Genomic DNA, 20,541 nt, shown 5'->3' with positions numbered 1-20,541 from the left:
TCGGCCTGTGACCGGGGTTACTCTCGGACCCACCTCTCGGGCAAGCGCTTACCCGATGCCCGACACCCCTCTGACCTCCGTCTCTCGGGAGGGCTTCATGAAACTCCATCGGCCCGCGATGATCACCGCGATCCTGGCCTCGCTGCTCGTGGCGGCGTGCGGCACGTCGAGCACCGGCCGCGACGGCGGCAGTGGCTCGCAGACCACGCTGCAGATCTGGGACTTCTCCGCCGAACAGGTGAACTTCCACAAGGACATCGGCGCGCAGTTCACCAAGGAACATCCCAACATCAAGATCGAGTGGCGCTCGATCACCCAGGCCGACTACATGAAGACCCTGCCCCTGGCCTTCCAGAGCAACCAGGCGCCGGACATGTTCTACTGGAACGCGACCGGGCTGTCCCAGCTGCTGGACCAGAAGTGGATCAGCCCGCTCAGCCCGAGCGGCACCGTCCCCGCCGACTTCACCAAGCGCTGGCCGGACGGGTCCTTCCTGGAGGGCATCAACATGCAGGACGGGAAGACGTACGGTTTCCCGTTCTCGGAGAACCTCTACTGGGGCTCCGGCTACATGTTCCTCAACAAGCAGGTCTTCCAGCAGGCCGGGCTGGACGTCAACAGCCCGCCCAAGACCTGGGCCGACCTCAAGAGCGCCTGCGCGCAGATCAAGGCCAAGACCAAGGCGGAGTGCATCGCCGCACCCACCAAGGGCGTGGACATGCAGCGGATCTGGTTCGGGCTGATCAGCAGCGTCTCGACGGATGAGTTCTTCGACTACAAGACGGGCAAGTTCGACCTGACCGAGCCCGGGCAGGTGAAGACCTTCGCCTACATCCAGGAGCTCAGCAAGGCCGGATACCTGGCGCCGGGCACCAACGACAAGAACTTCTCCCGCCAGCAGTTCGCCGCCGACCAGGCCGGCATCATGTTCGACGGCACCTGGCTGCCGAGCGTGTGGGCCAGCCAGGGCTTCAGCAGCGACAAGTACGTGGTGGCGCCGCGCGTCAACCCGGACGGGGGACCGACCGGCGCGGGCGGCCGCAGGTATGACACCAACAAGTACTGGGTCAGCTCGCAGACCAAGAACGCCGACGCCATGTGGACGTTCATCCAGTGGATGACCGACCCCAACGGCTACTTCGTCAAGCAGTACTACAAGAGCGCCTTCGGCACGCTGGCCTACGTCGACAACCAGAAGATGGTCAGCGACCCGGCGCTCAAGCAGATCATGCAGATCGGCGCGCAGCCGGGCTACCGCGTCCAGCTTCCCGTGCCGCTGCTCAAGTGCCCCGACATCGCCAAGTCCAAGGCGTACGTGAACGCGCTGGCGAAGAGCCCCGACGGGGAGTGGGAGGCCATGGGCGAGGCGCTGGTCAGCGGCCAGTCGCTGGAGTCGGTGGGCGCCGCCATCGTCAAGCAGCGGCAGACCGCCCTGGAGGAAGGGCTCAAGCAGGAGGCCGCCGCCGGTCTGAAGGTGTCGATGGACTGCTACACCTTCCCCGACTGGGACTACACCAAGGACTACACGAAGGACATGTACAAGAACTGACCGGCCGGCGCCCCCTTCTCCCTCGTGAGGACATCCATGACAACCACCGCCCCCGCCCCCGGTAGGGAGAGGGTGCCGGACAGGGACCGGCCGCCCGCCGAGCGCGTGCCCGAACGCGTCGATCACTCCCGCGAGCGCGTCCGCGGCTTCGACAGGGTCTGGCTGGTCGTCTTCCTGGCCCCCTTCCTCCTGCTCTACCTCGGCTTCACCCTCTGGCCGCTGGCCGCGACGATCTACTACTCCTTCTTCGACTGGTCGGGCATCGGCCCGATCGACAACTTCGTCGGGGCCGAGAACTACGGTTCGATCCTGGTCGACCCGCTGTTCTGGCTCTCGGTGGTCAACACGCTGATCTTCGCCGTGCTGACCACCGTCATCAAGCTCCCGATCTCGCTCCTGGCGGCGATCGTGCTCACTCGCAAGTGGCTGCGCGGCAAGCGGTTCTTCCGGACCCTGTTCTTCGCGCCGCTGATCATCCCCGTCGCCATGGCGGGCCTGGTCTTCACCTACCTGCTCAACCCGTCCAACGGCGCGCTGAACGCGATCCTGCGCGACCTCGGCCTGGTCGACCAGGGGTTCGACGTGTTCGCCAACCGGTGGAGCGCGCTGCTCGTGCTCGTTCTCGTCTCCGTCTGGCAGATCTTCGGCCAGTACATGATCTACTGGATCGCGGCGCTGCAGAACGTGCCGGAGGAGGTCTACGAGGCGGCCGACATCGACGGCGCGGGCGAGTGGAAGAAGCTCACCCGCATCACGCTGCCGATGATCAGGCCGGTCGCCGTGATCATCGCCCTGCTCGGCATCGTGAACGCCATGCACGTCTTCGGGTTGGTCGTCACCCTCACCGCGGGCGGCCCGGGCACCAGCACGTACGTGGTGTCCTACTTCATCTACCAGAACGCCTTCGGCTCGGTGCCGTTCGCCTACGGCTACGCCTCGGCCGCGGCGCTGCTGTTCTCCGTCATCGCCTTCGTCCTGGTCTCCGCCCAGGGCGTCGCGGTCCGCCGGGCCCAGCGGCTCAGGAAGGAGTACGGCGTCTGATGGCCACGATCAACCAGGCCGCCCGGCGCAGCCACAGGACCCGGGCCAACCTCATCGCCCTGCCGATCCTGGTGGTCATCGGGCTCGTGTGGGTCTATCCGTTCCTGTGGACGATCTCGGCCGCGTTCAAGACCCAGGCCGGGATGTTCACCAGCGGCGCGAGCCTCGTGCCCGACCAGCTGAACTTCGACAACTTCGTACGCGCCTGGGTCAACGCCGGGTTCTCCGGATACTTCTTCAACACGGTGCTCTACTCGGTCGCCTCGACCCTCGTCGAGCTGGTCAAGGCGGCCCTGTGCGGCTACGTGCTGGCCAGGTACGAGTTCCCCGGCCGCACCCTGCTCTACCGGATGATCGTGGGGACCCTGTTCATCCCGGTCGCCTCGATCGTCGTCCCGCAGTTCGTGCTGATCGAGAACCTCGGCCTGCTGAACACACGGGCCGGCGTCATCCTGGCCATGTCCGGCGGCGCGGGCGCGCTCTACGTCCTGCTGTTCGTCGGGTTCTTCTCCAGCGTCCCGAGCGACCTGTTCGAGGCGGCCAAGCTCGACGGGGCCGGCTTCATCAAGACGTTCGGCCTCATCCTGCCGCTGGCCAAACCGGTCATCGCGGTGGTGGTCATCTTCCAGTTCATCAGCAGCTGGAACGAGTTCAACATCCCACTGGTGTTCACGCTCGGCCAGCCCGACCTGCAGAACCTCGCCGTCGGGATGCTCTCCTTCCAGGGCGAGCACGCCACCGACTGGACCGGGTTCGCCGCCGGGATGACGATCTCGTTCCTGCCGATGCTGGCGATCTTCCTGTTCTTCCAGAACTACTTCACGCGCGGCCTGGCCGGCGCCACGAAGGGGTGACAGTCCGCTTGAAGACGAGGCACGGCGCGTTCGCCTACACCTGGGACCTCGTGGGCGACCCCGCGGCGGCCGAGCGCATCGCCGGGCTCGGCGTGAGCACGGTGACCCTGCAGGCGGCCTACCACTCGGTCCGGGCCACCACCGCGTGGCATCCGCGCCACCGCATCGTGCAGGCCGATCACGCGGCGGCCTACTTCCGGCTGCGTCCCGACCGCTGGCGGGGGCGGCTCAAGCCGTACCCGCCGAGCTGGGGGGTGCCGGACGAGGACCGGTTCGGGACGGCGCTGGCCGCGCTGGCGGAGGCCGGGCTGCGGGCCGAGGCCTGGATGGTGCTCACGCACTCCTCGGTGCTGGGCCGCGAGGCGCCCGACCTGACGGTCAGGAACGCGTACGGCGAGTCCTATCCCTACGCGCTCTGCCCCGCCCAGCCCGCCGTCCACGACTACGCGCTCACCCTCGTGAGCGAGGTCTGCGACCAGTACGACGTGCCCGCGCTGATGCTGGAGGCGTGCGGCTGGCTGGGCGCCGAGCACGCCGGACACCACGAGAAGACCTCCGGCGCCCACCTGTCCGCCTGCGGCCGGGCCCTGCTGTCGCTCTGCCTCTGCCCGGCCTGCCGGAGCGGGCTGGCGGAGCGCGGCCTGGACGTCGAGGAGCTGGCGCGCGACGTGCGCGCCGCCGTGGACGGGGAGCTCCAGCAGGGCGTCCCCGCCGGGGAGAGCCTGGGCGACGCGCTCGGCCACGAGCGGGCCCAGGCCGTCTACGACCACCGCGGCCGGGTCATCGCCGACCTGGTCCGGGACGTGGCGGTGCCGGCCGCCGGCCGCGAGCTGCTGCTCATGGCCACCGACGACCCGCAGGTCACCGGCCCCGATGTGGGGATCGACCTGGCCTCCTTCGACGCGCCGGTCGACGCGTACGTGCTCAAGTGCTGGGGCCCGGAGGAGGCGGCACTCGCCCAGGTGAAGGCCGCGGCGAGCCGCACCGAGATCCCCCTCGTCGCCAACCTGACCGTGCTGGAGGACGGGCACGCCCGGATCCCGGCACTTGCCGCCGACCTCATCGCAGGGGGAGCGCGGCAGCTACGTTACTACCACGCCGGGTTGGGCTCGCCTGCCCGCCTGGCCAGCGTGCGGGCGGCGGCTCGCGTGAAGGAGAGGCAATGCTGAACGGGCTGTACGTGATGGACCCGAACCGCTTCGACGACGTCTACGGCCCCCAGGCCAGGGAGGCGATCGAGCGGCACCTGACCATCGCCTCGCCCCTGCTCACCGCCGACCGGATCACCCCGGACGTGCTCGCCGACCTTGACGTGCTGGTGACCGGGTGGGGGGCGCCCAAGCTGGACGCCGACCTGCTCGCCGCCGCACCCAGGCTCTCGCTGGTGCTGTACGGCGCGGGCTCCATCAAGGGGATGGTCACCCCGGAGATGTGGGCCAGGGGAGTGCGGGTCACCTCGGCGGCCACGGCCAACGCCGAGCCGGTCGCCGAGTTCGCGCTCTCGCAGATCCTGTACGCGCTCAAGCACGGCTGGCGCTACGTGCTGGCCGCGCGCGCCGCCGCGGCCACCGCCCCGCGCGGGCCCGAGATCGGGGCCTACGACGCGGTGGTCGGGCTGGTCTCGCTCGGCGCCACGGGCCGGGCCACGGCGCGGCTGCTCGCCCATCACCACCTCGACGTGCAGGCCTACGACCCGTACGCCGACCCGGCGCAGGCGGCGGAGCTCGGCGTGCGCCTCGTCGGCCTGAAGGAGCTGTTCACCACCTCCGACGTGGTCAGCCTGCACTCGCCGCTCACCCCCGAGACGCAGCGCCTGGTCGGCACCGAGCTGCTGGAGTCGATGAAGCCCGACGCCACCCTGATCAACACGGCGCGCGGCGCCCTCGTCGACGAGGCCGCGCTCGTGGACGTGCTGAGCCGGCGGACCGACCTGTTCGCCGTCCTCGACGTCACCGAACCGGAGCCGCCCGTCGCCGGGTCGCCGCTGTTCACGATGCCCAACATCGTCGTCACCCCGCACGTGGCGGGCAGCCTGGGCTTCGAGCGGCGCCGCCACGGACAGGCGATGGCCGAGGAGCTGGCCCGCTACATCGCGGGAGAGCCGCTGCTGTACGAGATCACCGAGTCCGGGCTGGCGAGGAGGGCGTGAGCCCAGCCACCCTGGTGCTGCTGCCGCCGCACGATCCGGCCACCGCGGGCTGGCGGGCCCGGCTGGAGCAGGCGGTGCCGGAGCTCGTCGTGCTCCAGCCGGAGACCCAGGAAGAGGCGGCGCGGGCGCTGGCGGAGGCCGACGCCGCCTACGGCACCCTGCCCGCGGACCTGCTGGCGCACGCCGGACGGCTGCGCTGGCTGCAGGCCCCGCAGGCCGGGCCGCCTCCGGGCTTCTACCATCCGGCCCTGGTCGCGCACCCCGTGCAGGTCACCAACATGCGTGACACGTACACCGACCACGTGGCCGCGCACGCGCTCGCGCTCGTGCTCGCGCTGGCCAGGGGCCTGCCCAGGTACGCCCGCGAACAGGCCCGCGCGCGCTGGGCGCCCGACTGGGACCCCGGCGCCGTGCTGTCCATGGGCGAGGCCACCGCCCTGGTGGTGGGGGTCGGCGCGGTCGGGGCCGAGGTCGGCAGGCTGCTGGCGGCGTTCGGCACCAGGGTGGTGGGCGTGGACGCCCGGCACGGCGGCCCCGTGCCGGGCTTCGCCGAGGTGCTGCCGGCCGACGCGCTCGACCGGCTGCTTCCCGAGGCGGACCTGGTCATCCTGACCGTTCCGCACACCCCGGCCACCGAGGGCCTGCTGGACGCGCGGCGGCTGGCGCTGGCCAAGCCCGGGTCATACGTCGTCAACATCGGCCGCGGGCCCATCGTGCGGCTCGACGACCTGACGGCCGCCCTGGCCGAAGGGCGCCTGGCCGGCGCGGCCCTGGACGTCTTCGAGACCGAACCGCTGCCCGCCGATCACCCGCTCTGGCGGCGTCCGGACGTGCTCATCACCCCGCATGTGGGAGGCGTGGGTCCGCACGGCGACGAGCGGCGCTTCGCCGTACTGCTGGAGAACGCCCGGCGCTTCGTGGCCGGGCGCGAACTGATCAATCTGGTCGACAAGTCCGAATGGTACTGAATCACGTGAACCGGATAGCACGCGTCGAGACCTTCACCGTAGGCCTGCCCTCGCTGCGCGACTTCGCCGTGGCGGGCGGGTCCGTCGTCCAGGGCGGCCGCCCGGCCGTCAGAGTCCTGGTGAAGGTCACCGCCGACGACGGGGCCATCGGGTGGGGCGAGGCCACCCCGATCCCCTCCTGGACGTACGAGACCACCGAGTCCATCGTCTCCACCATCGAGAACTACCTGGCCCCGGCGGCCGTCGGCCGCCCGCTGTGGGACCTGGACGGGCTCTGCCGCGTCTTCGACCGTACGATCAGCAAGGGCTTCTCGATCGGCATGCCGCTGGCGCGCGCGGCGGTCGACGTGGCCTCCCACGACGCCTACGCCCGCAGCCTCGGCCTGTCCCTCGGCGAGCTGTGGGGCCGGCGCAGGCGCGACACCATCGAGCTGGCCTGGATCGTGGCCACCGAGTCGGCCGCCGTGGCCGCGGACTCGGTGGCCGAGGGCCGCGCGCTCGGCTACCGCCACGTCAAGGTCAAGGTCGGCCTGCACACCGAGGACGAGGACGTGGCCATCGTGGAGGCCGTGCGCGCCGCGGCTCCCGACGCCGTGCTCTGGGTGGACGCCAACCAGGGCTACACGGCCGCCGTCGCGCTCCGGGTGGCCCGGCGCCTGACCGACCTGGACGTGGCCGTCTTCGAGCAGCCGCTGCCCTCCAACGACGTCGCCGGCCTGCGCCGCCTGCGTGACGCCAGCCCCATCCCGGTGGCCGTGGACGAGAGCCTGCGCCATCCGAGCGACCTGGCGACGTTCGTCCGGCTCGACGCCATCGACGTCGCCGTCGCCAAGGTGCAGCGCTGCGGCGGGCTGACCCTGGCGCTGCGGCAGTGCCAGCTCGCCGAGGACTGCGGCCTGGCGATCATGGGCTCCGGCCTCACCGAGTCCGACATCGGGCTGGCGGCCTCGCTCCACCTGTTCGCGGCGTTCGGCGTGGACACGCCGGTGGACCTCAACGGCCGGCAGTTCATCACCAGCCCCTACGCCACGGATCCGGTCATCACGGTCACCGACGGCGTCGCCCAGGTGCCCACCGGCCCCGGTCTGGGGATCGGCGTGGACGAGGAGGCGGTCCGCGCGCTTGCGCTCTGAACGGGCCCAGACCATTTCCCGCAAGTAGGAAGCGAACCGGCGAAACGCCCTGTCACCGTTTGGCCCGTGAGCTCGATGGAGCACGTCGAACGGCTACGCGAGGACGGCGTGCCGTTCCGGAGCTATCTCGACGCCGGGCGGCACCTGGTGCGGCTTGCGCTGCCCGGGGTGCTGGTGCACGTGCCGCTCGCCACGCTGTCCCTGCTGGTGCTCACGGTGGCGAACGGCGGCTCGGCGGCGGTGGTCAACGGGCGGCTCCAGCTGATCGGGACGTCCGATGCCGCGCTGCTGATCTGGACGCTCGTGCCGGCGGTGGTCGCGCTCGCCGGGGAGATCGTGGTGTTCCCCGCGACCGTGATCATCGCCGCGGGGCACCTGGTCGACCGGTGGATCTCGCCTCTCGATGCGCTGCGGGCGACGGTGCGGCGGCTGCCGTCCCTGCTGGTCCTGCTCCTGGTGTCCGGGGCTGCCTGGGGCGCGGGAGCCGGCGTGCTGATGGTGACCGATCAGCATTGGCTGGCCAGGGTGGGGCTGGTGGTGGCCGCGTACGCGGGGATGCCGGGCCTGCTGGCCGTGCCCGCCGTTCTCCTGCACGGATGCTCGGGGCCGGGCTCGATCCGCCGCGCCTACCGCATGACCGAGCTGAGTTTCCTGCCGACCGCGTTGACTCTGACCTTCGGGGTCGTCCTCGTCCCCGGCGCGGCGGTGTGGGCTCTCGGGTCAGGGCTGGGCCTGCTCCCCGGCCCGCTCGCGACCCTCGGATGGGGCCTGGCCGGAACCGTGCTGGCGCTGGCCATCACACCCTTCCAGGCCGCCGTGGTCGCGCGCCAGTTCCTGCACAGCATGGCCTGGCGCACCGAGGTGGACGACTCGGACCTGGCGCACGGCCTGCCCGACGGCCCGTCGCCGCACCCGGTGTGGTCCGGCCTCCTTTCCGCGGTGCTGCTGCCCGGACTGCTGTTCGGCGGAGTTGTGCTGGTCAACCCGTTCGGGTGGCTGGAGATCGCCGAGACGAACGTGACGGAATCCTGGGCGCCCCCGAGGTTCTCCGCCTCCTCCCGTGAGCGCGAACCGCAGCTGCGCCCCCTCGATCTGCAGGACCTGCGCATCGGCCGTGATGGGGGCCCGGTCGCGGTGATGGACGGCTTCGAGGACGACTCCAGCCTGCTGGCCTGCGCCGACCCCTCGTGCCGGAAGGCGAGCTTCGCGTGGGCCGAGCCGGACGGCGCCGGCACCCGGTGGCAGGCGGGCGCGGCCAGCGCACGGCTGCCCGACGGGCGCCTCCTTCTCACGACCTGGACCACCCGCAGGCTCGAACTGCTCACCTGCGCGGCGGCCACGTGCGTACGCAGCAGCGGGGCCATCGCGACGACGCGCAGACCGGCGGAGTCGGTGGGGGTGGCGCTGGCCGTACGCCAGGGCGGCGGCCCGGTCGTGGCCTATGCCGAGAGTGATCCGGCGGAGGGTGACCAGCCGACTCACGACCTCGTCTCCTTCATCTTCTGCGCGGATCCGAGCTGCGCGCGCCCGGAGGCCAGGCAGGTCGCCCGCCTGGAGGCGGCCGGGTACTCGTCCACGGAGCACGACCTGGTCGTCGCGGTCGGTCCCGGGGACCGTCCGGTCGCCGCCCGGTACGACTCCGCCACCGGCCAGATCCAGGTGATCTCCTGCCTGGACGCCGCCTGCCACCAGCCGAGCGTCACCAGCCCCGTGCTTCCCGTCCCGCCGACTCCCGACCGGCTCTGGAACGGCGGCCTGGCGATGGCGGTACGCCCCGACGGCCGCCCCGCCATCGCCTACCGGGACCTGCGCGACGAGGCGACCAAACTGCTCGACTGCCGCACCCCCGACTGCGCCCAGGCGGACGTACGCACGCTGGGCGCCGGAAGCGAGGTCCAGGCGGCCCCGGTGCTGGCCGTGGACCGCGCGGGGCGCCCGCTGGTGGCGTTCGAGAGCCTCGAGCACCAGCGACTCATGCTCGCCGTCTGCACCGGCAGCCGCTGCGAGAGCACCCCGGTGTCCAGGAACAGGAACGGCTTCGGCCAACGACTGGCCATGACCATGAACGCCGAGGGCGACCCGGTGATCGCCTGGATCGACGACTCGCTCGCGCCGTCCGGCCTCGACTGGAACCTGCGCATCACCACCCCGCTCAACCTCACCTCGGAGCGGTGAGCGGCATGGTGACGACCAGGTCCTGGCCATGGCCACCAGCGCCCGCATCGACCGGTCCAGCAGCATGGGGTGGCAGGGGGTCCTGGCCGGGCCCGCGCCGGCCGCCCGGCCGGGGCGCGCACGTGCTTGGCGGAGTCGGGTTCACTCCCGGATCCGGCCCGTTCGCGCCCTCGCGCGATGTCCAAGGAACCACAAAAACCCCTGCGCGATCCCGAGGATTATCAGCGGAATTCCGCCCGGTCGCCGGGGAGCCCATTGATCGAAGAGAGTGACCAGTCCGGCGAACAGCACGAGCGATGCCGTCACGAGCGCGACCACGTTTCCCCAAAGCCTGATTCGGGATGAGCGCGCACCGAATCGAAGAAGCAACCACATCACAAGCGCCTCGACCAGCCCGGGCCAGAGTAATGACGTCCACTCCCAGGCCACAAGGGTGATCACGTTCGGATCGAGCTTCTCCGCCGCCAGCCCCACCGCGACCCCGACCGCGGAAAAGGGAAAGGTCAGAACGCCCATGAGAATGGCCCCGTACAGGTGGTCGCCCAGCGCTCCTGTCGCGGTGAGGCTTGCCAGCGTCACCACGGACAGTGCGAAGGTTCCCGCGACCAGTTCCGGCAGCAAGCGGGACGACGACATGTGAATCCTCAGAGATGGTCGGTGCGCAGGGAAATGCGGGGTGACGGCCGCTTCCCTTGGTCATCACCCCGCACATGGTGCTGCTATTTACCCTTGTAGGGAAGCACAGGGCCTATGTGATCTCCTCCGAACGCCCTGACGAAGCCGTAATATTTGTTCGCCCAGTTTCTGCACTCCACCCTCGGGTTAGGCGCACCGGGAAGAACGGTGTACTTCTCGGCGGCGCAGATCCGGTCCATCATGATCGTATGGAAGACGGAGTCCACGGCCGACCTCTTCGAAGGATGCAGCCAGCCCGCCCGGATGAGTCCGTATCCGTAGTCGTGTGAATCGCACGCGACCGTGAAACTGAATGTCTTCGTAGGTCTGTCCCCGAAGATCGGAGCGGAGCAACCGTCGTTCTTGACCCCCTGGACCCGGGCGCCGACTGGGGTGTTCTCCCAGACGGGCCAGGCCAGTTTGATCTTTTTGGTCTCGTCGATATCGACCACGGACGGACACTTTCCGTAGAGCATGTAGTCCGCGGCGTACGGGGCGATACACGGCTGACCGTTTGGATCAGGGAACCCGCAGCTCGCGGTCGCGGCGGCGGCGCGCATGCCCGGTTCGACCTGGCCAGGGCAGCCCACCGGCTGGAAGTCGGTCGGGTCCTCACACAGTTCGGTCGGCATTTCGATGATGGTGATGTTTCCGCAGCGGTCGAAGACGAACACCGAAACGGTGAACTCACTGGGCTCCACCTCGCCCGCGGCCGCTGCCGGCGCGGACTGCCTGGCAGCCGTTTCGGAGACGCTTCCCGCTTCCCGCTTGACGCCTACCGCCACCCGTACCGTGCCGTCCGGAGAGCTGTGCACGACCGCACCACCCAACGTGGTCGAGGCACCTCCCTGAAGGCCGGATTCGACGATGGCCGCCCGCTCCATGAGCGTCTGCGTGTTCAGCAGCGAGAGCTTCGCCGTGCTGGGCGCTGACGAGGTCACACCCGGCGCATCCCAGATCGTCGCGGCCTGCCCGTTCAGTACGGCGTCTTGCGCCTGGTAGTACTGCCGGATCCGGCCGACGTAGTCCTGGGCGCCCGACTCGGCCGTGGCGCGGGCGCGAGCCGACGTGTTCTGCCGGTCGATGTTCGGGTCGCAGGCCGTGCCTGCGGCAGGTGGCGGCGGCACCGCCTTGGGCGTGACGCCCGCCGATTCCCAGCCGCTGGTGCCGAAGGCCGTCTTGGCCCGCACCTTCACCGTGTAGGCCTGGCCGTTGGTGAGCCCGGTGATCGTGGTGTACGCGTCGCGGGCCGTCAGAGACGTGACGACGCTGCCGCCGCTGTCGGCGACCTCCACCTCATAACCCTCCAAAGTGGCGGAGCTGCCGTTCTTCTCGGGCAGTCCCCAGCTTGCGATCGCTCCGCCATCGCCGGCTTGCACCTTCAGATTGAGCACGTTAGAGGGCGGGCCCGTCGGCAGGTAGGTGAGCGCGAGCGACGGCTGTTCGGCGGCGGACGTCTCGCCGAAGGTGATGACGTTCTCCTTGTCGGAGGTGAGCATCAGCCACTGGTACACGCTCCCGTTGATGTCCGCCTGCGGCGCGGCGATCGTGAACGAGTAGGCGGCACTCTGGTCGGCATTGGCGGCCGCGTCCGATGCCTTGGTCTCGGCCGTCACGGGGTCGATCAGCGGTACAGCGGAGATCGTGGCGTCGGCCGGGCACTCACCGGACCCGCAGGACGGTGTCCCGAGCTTGAGCAGCGCCTCGGTGAATACGACTCCGTCAGGGACCTCGTCCAGCTTGATTCCCACGACGGTGGCGACCTTGTCCACGCCGGCGCCGCCGACTTGGATCGAAGTGCCGTCGGTCAGGGTGCACGGTGCCCCGCCGCATGCCGTCGCGTCGGTCTTGCCGGTCTTGAGCACGAGGCTGTCCTTGCCCAAGGTCAAGTGCTTGACTTCCCCACCCGGGGTGGGTTCCGGCGTGCCGGGGGTGGTGAAGCTGACCGCGGCGGTCTTGGGGGTGCAGACCTCCTCGACGCCCTCGCCGGTCGCCGTCGTGGTGGCCGTCGACCGGGCGGCCGGAGCGGTGCCCTGCTGGACCTCCAGGTAGTCGAGCTCCAGGCCGAACCAGGCCTGGTTGATCCAGACCTCGATCGTGTTGGACCCGGCCTTGAGATTCACGGTGGTGGTGAAGTCGGTCCAGCCGTCGGGGCTCTCGGCGAGGCTGTACGCGCTGGTGGTCCCGTTGACGGAGAGCCCGATCGTGCTGGCCATGGCGGTCATGTAGCGCAGCCGCAGCGTCGCGCTGCCAGCGGTGGTGGCGTTGACGGTCCACTTCGCGCTGTCACTGACGCTGTCACCGACGATGGCGGCGCCGCCCGATGTCCCCTCAGGGACGTCCGTTGTCTCCTCGAAACCGGACAAGGTGGCGTCTTCGGCCTCATAGCGGCCCGAGCCCGGCGTGGGGGTCGGGGTCGGGGTGGGCGTGGGAGTGGGGGTGGGGGTTGGGGTCGGATTCGGGGTGGAGCCGCCGGCCGGGCCGGTGGCGCAGGCGACCATCTGCCACTTGTACGTGCGCCCCGCCTGCACCGTGCCGGGCGGGAGCTGGAAGGAGGCGCGTTCTCCGCCGTTGACCGTGCGCGAACCCAGAGGGGCGGAGCCGACCGGGAGGTTCTGGTCGTCGTACAGGTAGTACTTGGCTGTGACCGGGCCGCCCGAGGGGCGGTTGACCATGCCCGAGAGGATGGGCTGGGTCGGGTCGGCCATGCCGGTTTCGGTGTCGGTGGGCAGCTTCGGTGCGTCCGAGGTGATCCGGTAGGCCGGGCTCTCGTTGCAGGAAGGCGGCGTCAGGCCGCTGCGGCAGGCCTTGACCACGAACTTGAAGCTGGCCGGGTTGTCCAGTGTGAACACCTTGTCCAGGCTCTGCCCGGAAGGGATGTTGTTGTGCGTGGTGGTGCCGGGCACGCCGACCAGCGCGCGGATCTCCTCCGCGGTCAAAGCTCGCTGGTAGACGTGGACGTCGTCCACCGCTCCGCTGAGGTTCTTGGAGATGACGCGGGCGCGGCCGATCTCGAAGGCGCCGCGGGCGTTCCAGGTGGCCGTGAAAGAGCGCTCGGACGACAGCGCCCCGTCCACGTACAGCCGGATCTTCTGGGCGCTGTGGTCGTACTGCACCGTGACATGCGTCCACTCCGCGACCTTGGCCAGGTCCTTGGACTGGATCGGCACCTCGCGGATCGTGTCGGCCGTGTCCTGTTCCAGCGTGGAGAACCACCAGCGCTGGTCGAACTCGGGAGCCGTGGAGGTCTCATACTTCAGCACGAAGCCGGGCTGGTTGACGCCCATCTGCGAGAACACCGTCTGCGGTTCGCTGCTCTTGTCCAGCCGGACCCACGCCGAGACGGTGTAGCTCTGGTTGGTGTCGAGCACGGGCTTGCTGGTGGCGGCGTACCCGGAGCCGGTGAACTTGACCGCCTGGCCGAGCTGACCGGCCTCGCGGCTGTAGCTGCCGGACAGGGTGGCCGGCAGGTTCTTGCCGGAGGAGTCGGCGGCGGTGGCGCCGCTGGTCTCGTCCAGCTTCCAGTACGCCGCCTCCCCCGCGGGCAGCTGGGCGGCCGGAGGTGCCATGGTGGAGTCGTTGACCGTGACGGTGTAGTCCAGGTTCGCGCTCTCGGGGACGCTCGACTTGTAGGTCACCTTCACGTTGGTGCTGCGCGCGATGGCGTCGTTGCCGCTCATGGAGTCGATCGACTCGGCGCTCACCGTGGGGATCTCCGGCGGGAGCACCCAGTCCACGCTCAGTTTGGGCACGTTCTGCCCGAACAGCTGCGGCCAGAACGCGAACGACTCGGAGAACCACGTGGGGACCGGGCTCTCCGACGACAGGCTCAGCATCAGGCCGTTGTTCGGGGTTCCCGAGGCCCACAGCCGGGTCATCGCGGTCAGGTCCCAGCTCCACACCGAGCCGGTCTTCCCGGGCAGGGAGCACGGGTCGATCGAGGAGCGCCCCTCCGGCGTGGTGGCGGGCTGGTTGCCCCAGAAGGTGCTGTCCGCGACCCACTTGTCAGTGATGCGCTGGGCGACGATGCCCTGGAAGGCGCTGCAGTTGCCGACGTCCTGGCGCAACATCAACTGCATCGTGGACCTGACCACCTGGCGGCCCGCGATCGAGGAGGTGTCGAACGCCATCAGCGCCCTGTCCAGCGTGTCACCGTCCCGCGAGTTCGACCGGCCCACGTATCCCGGTGAGGACTGCCGGGTGGGCGACCTGACGCCGACCTCCTGGCTGATGCCGAGCGTGGTGGTGGGATCGACGGTGACCGGGTAGGTGGTCGCGGGATCGGCCAGCCACTCGGCGTCCGGCTTGAGCACCAGCACCTGGCCGTCACCCTCGGACTTCACCTGGGTGGTGACCTTCTCCTCGCGGCCACGGCCCCCGCTCGCCGCCGCGTCCCACATCCGCGGACCCGGCGCCGACAGCACGGTCTTGCCGCCGTGATCGGTCAGCTTCAGGCTGCCGCGCTTGGTCATGGCCAGTTTGAGCTCGCCGGCCTCGACAGGGATGCGGAACTCCACCGGCCCGGCGGGCCGTTCGCGCAGCACCACGTCGTGCCGGAACCCGGTGGGCAGGGCTGTCACGACCAGATCGGCCCCTGGGCCGGCGGCGTCACGATAGGTGGCCACGTTCCCGCTGACCTGCGGCCGGGGCAGCTCCTTCGGCCACGACAGCGCCATCTTCTGGCCCTTGGCGCGCTCCAACGACGCGAACGGCCGGCTCCCGCCCAGGGAGAACGCCACATCGGCCAGGCCCACCTTGGGCTTGAGCACGCCGTCACGTTCGGTCAGCGTCGGATCGATCCACGCCCACGAGCCGTCGTCCTGCTTGAGCTGGGCGGGCCCACCGTAGGACTGGGTGGTGAGGTGCCCGTCGGGATAGGCCCAGGTGCGCGACATCTCCGTGTAGGCGGCCTCCACCGGAACCGCCTTGCCCTGTTCCCTGGCCTTGGCCACGGCCGCCCGCAGTTCCACGTCCGGATCCTCCGGCTTGGGGAACGTCGTGACCGACGCGGCGGCCGGAGGCTCGGGCTTGGCCGGATCGGCGTCGGCGGGCAGCGCCACGAAGAGGGACGTGGTCAGTGCGGTGACGGCCGCCGCGGCCGTCCATCCGGCGTAGCCGGATCTGCGCCGGGGCGGCGACGCCGCTGGCGCCGGCATCGCCAGAGGGAGATCTCCCGATAAGCGGCGCCGGCCGCCAGGGGGGATCGGGGGGTGAAGGGGCACCCGTTTACTCCATCCATGTTAGGAAAGCCCCGGTTGATGAGCAGGCCGGAGACCGGCTCGACCGGGGATGGCCACATGAGCATGGATGAGACCTCTGTAGAGATTGTCTAGATCTTGTCATGATCATTGTGGAGTCGATCTGTCATCGCATGTTGCGAGGTCTGCGACAGCGTGTAAGGGGGTTCGGGTGAAGTTCCGCATTTTGGGGTCGGTCGAGATCTGGCGCGGTGGAGCCGAGGTGCCGATCGTCGGCGAGAAACAGCGGACGTTGGTCGCGCTGCTGGTGCTCCGGGCCAACCGGGTGGTGCCGCACGACGAACTGCTTCATGCGCTCTGGGGAGACGATCAGCCGGCCGCGGGGCGGCGGGCTCTGCACAACTACCTGTGGTCGGTGCGCCGCCTGCTCGCCGATGACGACGACCTCTCGACGAGCTCCGGCGGGTACTCCTTGAAGGTCTCGGCGCGGGGCTCCGACCTCGCCGTCTTCCGGGCCGAGGTCGCCGCCGCCGGCGAGGCCCGGGCCGCGGACGACCTGTCGCAGGCCGCCGGGCGGCTGCGTGCCGCACTCGACCTGTGGCGCGGGCCCGCGCTGACCGGGACGCGCCTGGAGTTCCAGACCGCGCAGGGTTACGCACTGGAGGAAGCTCGATTAGCCGCGCTCACGGATCGTATCGAGGTGGATCTGGCCCTGGGCCGGCACGCGGAGCTGATCGGCGAGCTCCGGCAACTCGTCGCCGCCGCTCCGCTGCACGAGCGCTTCCGCGGCCAGCTCATGCTGGCCCTGTATCGCGACGGCCGGCGTGCGGACGCGCTGGAACAGTACAGGCTGGCCCGTCAGTGCGTGCGCGACGAGCTCGGTCTGGAGCCCAGCGACGAGCTCACTGGGCTCCACCAGGGGATCCTCGCCGGAGAGCCCGAGCTGCTCAAGCTGAACGATTCCGAACGGGCGCGCGTTACCCAGCCGTCACGGCCGGAGGTCGTCCACGGCAGTTGCCCGCCGACGTGGCCCGGTTCACCGGCCGTGAGAAGAACCTGGCAGCGCTCGACCTGCTCCTGTCCGCGGATTCCGGCAAGACGCTGGTGGTCTCCGCCATCGCCGGCGCGGGAGGCGTCGGCAAGACCGCCCTGGCCATCCGCTGGGCGCACCTCCGTGCCGCCCATTTCCCCGACGGTCAGCTCTACGTGAACCTCCACGGCTATTCGCGCAACGCCACGGTCACCTCAGTGCAGGCACTGCGGCAACTGCTGCGGGGGCTCGGCGTACCGGCTGAGGAGATCCCGCTCGACACGGACGAACGATCGGCCATGTACCGTTCGGTCCTCGCCGACAAGCGCGTGCTCGTCGTCCTGGACAACGCGGCCGCTGCCGATCAGGTCCGGCCGTTGCTTCCCGGCTCGTCGGCGAGTCGCGTCCTCGTCACCAGCCGTGATTCGCTGCGGGGCCTGGCCGCCACGCACGACGTCGATCTCGTCGTGCTGGACGTGCTCGCGCCGGAGGAGGCGGAGGCGATGCTGCGTGCCTTCCTGGACGACGACCGGGGGCAGGAGCCGATCGGCGAGCTGGCCGCCCTGTGCGGATACCTGCCCCTCGCGCTGCGGCTGGCCGCCGCGCACCTTCGTGACACGCAGGAGCCGGTGGCCGACCTGGTGGCGCGTCTGCGCGCGGGGAACCGCCTGGAGACGCTCGAGTTCGCGGAGGACCCGCACATCGGCGTCCGCTCCACGTTCGCGCTGTCCTACCAGGCCCTGCCGGAGTCCGTACGTACGGTGTTCCGCGCCGCCGGCCTCCACCCGGGACGGGACCTCAGCCTCGACGCCCTGGCGGCCATGACGGGGCAGAGCCCGGAGGCCACCCGCCAGGCCGTGGCCGCACTCGTACGCGCCCATCTGGTCCAGTGCTCCGAGCGCCGGCGCGTGAACATGCACGACCTCATCCGGGAGTACGCCAGAGACCTCGCGGAGGCGGAAGGGGGGCAGGCCGAGGCGCTGGCGCGGCTGCTCGGATGGCACGCGCACACCGCCCGGGCGGCGATGACCCACATCGACCCCGACGTGCGGCTGCTGTGGCCGGACATCCCGGGACCCGCGGGCGGGCCGCAGGACTTCGCCGACCGGGACAGCGCCATGGCCTGGCTGAACACCGAATGCCACAACACCGTTTCCCTGACCGTGCACGCCGCCCGGCACGGTGCGCCGGTCGCCGCCTGGCAGCTGGCCTACATCACGGCGTACCACTTCTACCTGACCGGACGCATCGACGACTGGATCGTCGCCCACCAGGCGGCGCTGAAGGCCGTACGCCAGGTGGGCGACCTCAACGGCGAGGCGAAGGTCCTCACCACTCTGGGCCACGCCTTCATCGAGGCCGACCGGTACGGCGAGTTCCTGGACTGCCAGCGCAGGGCGCTCGAACTGGCCGTGGCGACGAACGACCTGCGCATGCAGGCGGAGGCCCAGTGTTACGTGGCCTTCGGGCTGTTCAGGACCGGCCGGCTCGCCGAAGCCCTCGACGCCAACGCGCGTGCCCTGGAGCTCTACCGCGCATACGACCATTGGCCGGGGGAGATGGCCATCGTCTACCAGACGGGGCAGATCCATCTGCGGCTCGGCAAGATGCACAGTGCGCTGGAGCACATGGAGCGCACGCTGGCGCATCTACGCGAGCACGACCGGCGCCACGACGAGACGTACGCCCTGTTCGAGGTCGTCATGGCCAACCTGGGCCTGGGAAATGTGACAGCGGCCCTGGAGAGCGCCACTCTCGCCCTGCGCATCGCCCGCGAGCTCGGCGACCGCATACTCCAAGCCCTGGCGCTGTGCCACCTCGGTGAGGTAAAGGCGCGGCAGGGTCGCCATGACGAAGCGCTCCGGTTGCAGGAGGAGGCTCTGATCCATGCTCAGCAGCTGCGGGGGCGGCTGACCGAGTGCAAGGTACGCAACGGGCTGGGACGTACGTACGAGATGCGCGGCGACCACGAGGAAGCCGGCAGGCAATTCCGCGCGGCCCTGGACATCGCGGCGAGGATCGACGACCCCTACGAGCTGGAGGCCGCGCAGGCCGGGCTGGCTCGGATGATTTAGGCGCTGTTTGTCGCTTTCATGACCTCGTTCGGGTGGTGCGGATGTCAGCGTGAATGAATAGGGCCCTTTTCGAGGTCCGGCCGGAGAGGGGTACGACATGATGAGATGCCGGGTTTCGTGCGTTCTTCTCCTGTCGGCCGTGGCCGTCGTGCCGGTGCCCGGTGTGGCGGCGGCGCGGCACGGGTCGTGTCCGTCGCCGGCCACCAGCAGGGCGACGGTCGTGCTGGTGCACGGGGCGTGGGCCGACACCTCCAGCTGGAGCGGGGAGGTGCAGGCTCTGCAGCGGGCGGGTCACGCCGTGCGGGCCGTGGCCAATCCGCTGCGCGGCCTGACCGGTGACGCGCAGACCGTACGGGACTTCCTGCGGACCCTCCAGGGGCCGGTCGTGCTGGTCGGGCACTCCTACGGCGGCTCGGTGATCACGAACGCCGCCGCCGGCGACCCGCGCGTCAAGGCGCTGGTGTACGTCAGCGCCGCGGCGCCGGACGTCGGCGAGACCACGGGGCAGCTCAGCGGCACCGGCTCGGCGCTCGGCGGGGACCCGGCCACCCTTTACGACCGCTCGGCCTACCCCGGGTCGAGCGGCGGCGCGGCCGACCTGTACCTGAAGCGGGAGGTGTTCCTCCGCTCCTTCGCCTCCGACCTGCCCCGCGAGACGGCCGACCGGCTGTGGGCCTCCCAGCGGGCCGCCTCGACGGTCGCGTTCACGACGCCGTCGAAGGCCGCGGCGTGGAGGACGATCCCGTCCTGGTACTTCATCGCCACCGGCGACCGGATCATCGTGCCGGCCTCGCAGCGGGCGATGGCCAAGCGGGCGGGCTCGAAGGTCACCGAGTTCCCCGGCGGCTCCCACCTCACGCTCATCTCGCACCCGGACGCCGTGACGCGGGTGATCGAGGACGCGATCTGCTCCGTACGCTGAATCCAGAGACCCCGCTCCCGCGAACAACACAGAAAAGGGGATCCTGATCATTCGCGGAGGCGCTCGTGGGCGGTTCGCCGGGGGAGAGATGCGCGCAACGGATCGTGGTCGGCGGGGCGAGGGAACTGCCGGAGTGGCTGGTCGACGGCATGTTCCGCCTGCGCCACACAGTGTTCTACGAACGCCTGCACTGGGACGTCGACAGCGTCCACGGCAGGGAGCGCGACTCCTACGACGACTGCGATCCGGTCTACGTGATCGGCTACGCGGAGGACCGCCAGGAGGTCACGGGGTGCTGCCGGCTGCTCCCGACCGTCGGTCCCTACATGCTCCGCGACGTCTTCTCCGAGGCGTTACGCGGGGGCCAGGCACCGTGCGATCCGGCAGTCTGGGAGCTCAGCCGGCTGGCCACCGCGGGCGCCTGGTCCCACAAGGCGACGGTGGGTTTCGGGCCGCTCGCCCGCGCGCTGCTCCGGGAGGCGTTCCGCTGGGTCGACCGGCGCGGTGACACGGTGGTCGCGGTCTCCAGCGTGGCGGTGGAGCGCAGCGTGAACGCCATGGGCGTCGCGACCCGGCGCTTCGGCGACGGCGTGGCGACGCGGCTGGGCAGCCTGCTCTGCTCCGCCTACACCACCTCCACCAGGGACTTCCTGGAGAAGGTGGGCTAAGTGACGTTTCGACGGTGCCGGCCCGGATCAAATCTTCATTGACGTGCCGCAGGCCAAGAAGTTCATCTCGCCGAAACCCAAGGCGGGATCGCGCCGGATAGAGT

The 20,541-nt window shown here is 70.1% G+C and carries 14 protein-coding genes; 12 read left to right on the top strand and 2 right to left on the bottom strand.

From position 1 onward, the window contains the following. The first annotated feature begins 97 nt into the window (after window positions 1-97). The 8 genes from ACWEPL_RS12030 (at window position 98) to ACWEPL_RS11995 (ending at window position 9,869) form a co-directional block, all read left to right on the top strand. Entirely contained in the window at window positions 98-1,549 is a 1,452-nt protein-coding gene (locus tag ACWEPL_RS12030; RefSeq protein ID WP_452436048.1) for an ABC transporter substrate-binding protein, read from the top strand. A 36-nt stretch (window positions 1,550-1,585) separates the two neighbouring features. After that, a complete protein-coding gene (locus ACWEPL_RS12025; RefSeq protein ID WP_452436047.1) occupies window positions 1,586-2,590 on the top strand; it encodes a carbohydrate ABC transporter permease in 1,005 nt (334 codons plus the stop codon). Next, complete coding sequence (locus ACWEPL_RS12020; protein WP_363983308.1) at window positions 2,590-3,444, top strand: carbohydrate ABC transporter permease; 855 nt, start codon at window positions 2,590-2,592, stop codon at window positions 3,442-3,444. Before ACWEPL_RS12025 ends, ACWEPL_RS12020 begins: the two co-directional genes overlap by 1 nt. A gap of 8 nt (window positions 3,445-3,452) precedes the next feature. Then, window positions 3,453-4,613 (top strand): hypothetical protein, encoded by a 1,161-nt coding sequence (locus tag ACWEPL_RS12015; protein WP_452436046.1) that lies wholly within the window; start codon window positions 3,453-3,455, stop codon window positions 4,611-4,613. Beyond that, window positions 4,607-5,593: a hydroxyacid dehydrogenase gene (locus ACWEPL_RS12010; protein WP_452436045.1), complete on the top strand. Its 987-nt coding sequence runs from the start codon at window positions 4,607-4,609 to the stop codon at window positions 5,591-5,593. The genes ACWEPL_RS12015 and ACWEPL_RS12010 overlap by 7 nt, the downstream gene beginning before the upstream one ends. Next, a complete protein-coding gene (locus tag ACWEPL_RS12005; protein WP_452436044.1) occupies window positions 5,590-6,561 on the top strand; it encodes a D-2-hydroxyacid dehydrogenase in 972 nt (323 codons plus the stop codon). The genes ACWEPL_RS12010 and ACWEPL_RS12005 overlap by 4 nt, the downstream gene beginning before the upstream one ends. Window positions 6,562-6,566: 5 nt before the next feature. Next, a complete protein-coding gene (locus tag ACWEPL_RS12000) occupies window positions 6,567-7,694 on the top strand; it encodes a mandelate racemase/muconate lactonizing enzyme family protein (RefSeq protein WP_452436043.1) in 1,128 nt (375 codons plus the stop codon). A gap of 66 nt (window positions 7,695-7,760) precedes the next feature. Then, window positions 7,761-9,869, top strand: a complete 2,109-nt coding sequence (locus ACWEPL_RS11995; protein WP_452436042.1) for a hypothetical protein — start codon at window positions 7,761-7,763, stop codon at window positions 9,867-9,869. Window positions 9,870-10,010: 141 nt separating this feature from the next. Here the strand turns inward: ACWEPL_RS11995 and ACWEPL_RS11990 are convergent, their stop codons facing one another. After that, complete coding sequence (locus ACWEPL_RS11990; protein ID WP_452436041.1) at window positions 10,011-10,505, bottom strand: hypothetical protein; 495 nt, start codon at window positions 10,503-10,505, stop codon at window positions 10,011-10,013. Between the two features lie 83 nt (window positions 10,506-10,588). Further along, complete coding sequence (locus tag ACWEPL_RS11985) at window positions 10,589-15,700, bottom strand: phospholipase A2 (protein ID WP_452436040.1); 5,112 nt, start codon at window positions 15,698-15,700, stop codon at window positions 10,589-10,591. A gap of 253 nt (window positions 15,701-15,953) precedes the next feature. Here ACWEPL_RS11985 and ACWEPL_RS11980 point away from each other — a divergent pair, with 253 nt between their 5' ends. The 4 genes from ACWEPL_RS11980 (at window position 15,954) to ACWEPL_RS11965 (ending at window position 20,437) form a co-directional block, all read left to right on the top strand. Continuing rightward, a complete protein-coding gene (locus ACWEPL_RS11980) occupies window positions 15,954-16,952 on the top strand; it encodes a BTAD domain-containing putative transcriptional regulator (protein ID WP_452436039.1) in 999 nt (332 codons plus the stop codon). Next, the gene (locus ACWEPL_RS11975; protein ID WP_452436095.1) at window positions 16,847-18,847 is read left to right on the top strand and encodes a tetratricopeptide repeat protein; all 2,001 of its coding nucleotides are present in this window, start codon (window positions 16,847-16,849) and stop codon (window positions 18,845-18,847) included. The genes ACWEPL_RS11980 and ACWEPL_RS11975 overlap by 106 nt, the downstream gene beginning before the upstream one ends. A 139-nt stretch (window positions 18,848-18,986) precedes the next feature. Next, a complete protein-coding gene (locus ACWEPL_RS11970; protein WP_452436038.1) occupies window positions 18,987-19,769 on the top strand; it encodes an alpha/beta fold hydrolase in 783 nt (260 codons plus the stop codon). A 65-nt stretch (window positions 19,770-19,834) separates the two neighbouring features. After that, window positions 19,835-20,437 carry an acyl-homoserine-lactone synthase gene (locus ACWEPL_RS11965; RefSeq protein WP_363983281.1) on the top strand — a complete coding sequence of 201 codons (603 nt, stop codon included), beginning with the start codon at window positions 19,835-19,837 and terminating at the stop codon, window positions 20,435-20,437. Window positions 20,438-20,541 lie beyond the last annotated feature (104 nt).

It is taken from the genome of Nonomuraea sp. NPDC004186 (genome assembly GCF_053603495.1).
This window is presented reverse-complemented; position numbering and strand designations above follow the sequence as displayed.

Coding starts and splice junctions, on each gene's coding strand:
- ACWEPL_RS12020 (WP_363983308.1), top strand. CDS start 2,590: ATGGCCACGATCAACCAGGCCGCCCGGCGCAGCCACAGGACCCGGGCC.
- ACWEPL_RS12010 (WP_452436045.1), top strand. CDS start 4,607: ATGCTGAACGGGCTGTACGTGATGGACCCGAACCGCTTCGACGACGTC.
- ACWEPL_RS11990 (WP_452436041.1), bottom strand. CDS start 10,505: ATGTCGTCGTCCCGCTTGCTGCCGGAACTGGTCGCGGGAACCTTCGCA.
- ACWEPL_RS11985 (WP_452436040.1), bottom strand. CDS start 15,700: ATGCCGGCGCCAGCGGCGTCGCCGCCCCGGCGCAGATCCGGCTACGCC.
- ACWEPL_RS12025 (WP_452436047.1), top strand. CDS start 1,586: ATGACAACCACCGCCCCCGCCCCCGGTAGGGAGAGGGTGCCGGACAGG.
- ACWEPL_RS12030 (WP_452436048.1), top strand. CDS start 98: ATGAAACTCCATCGGCCCGCGATGATCACCGCGATCCTGGCCTCGCTG.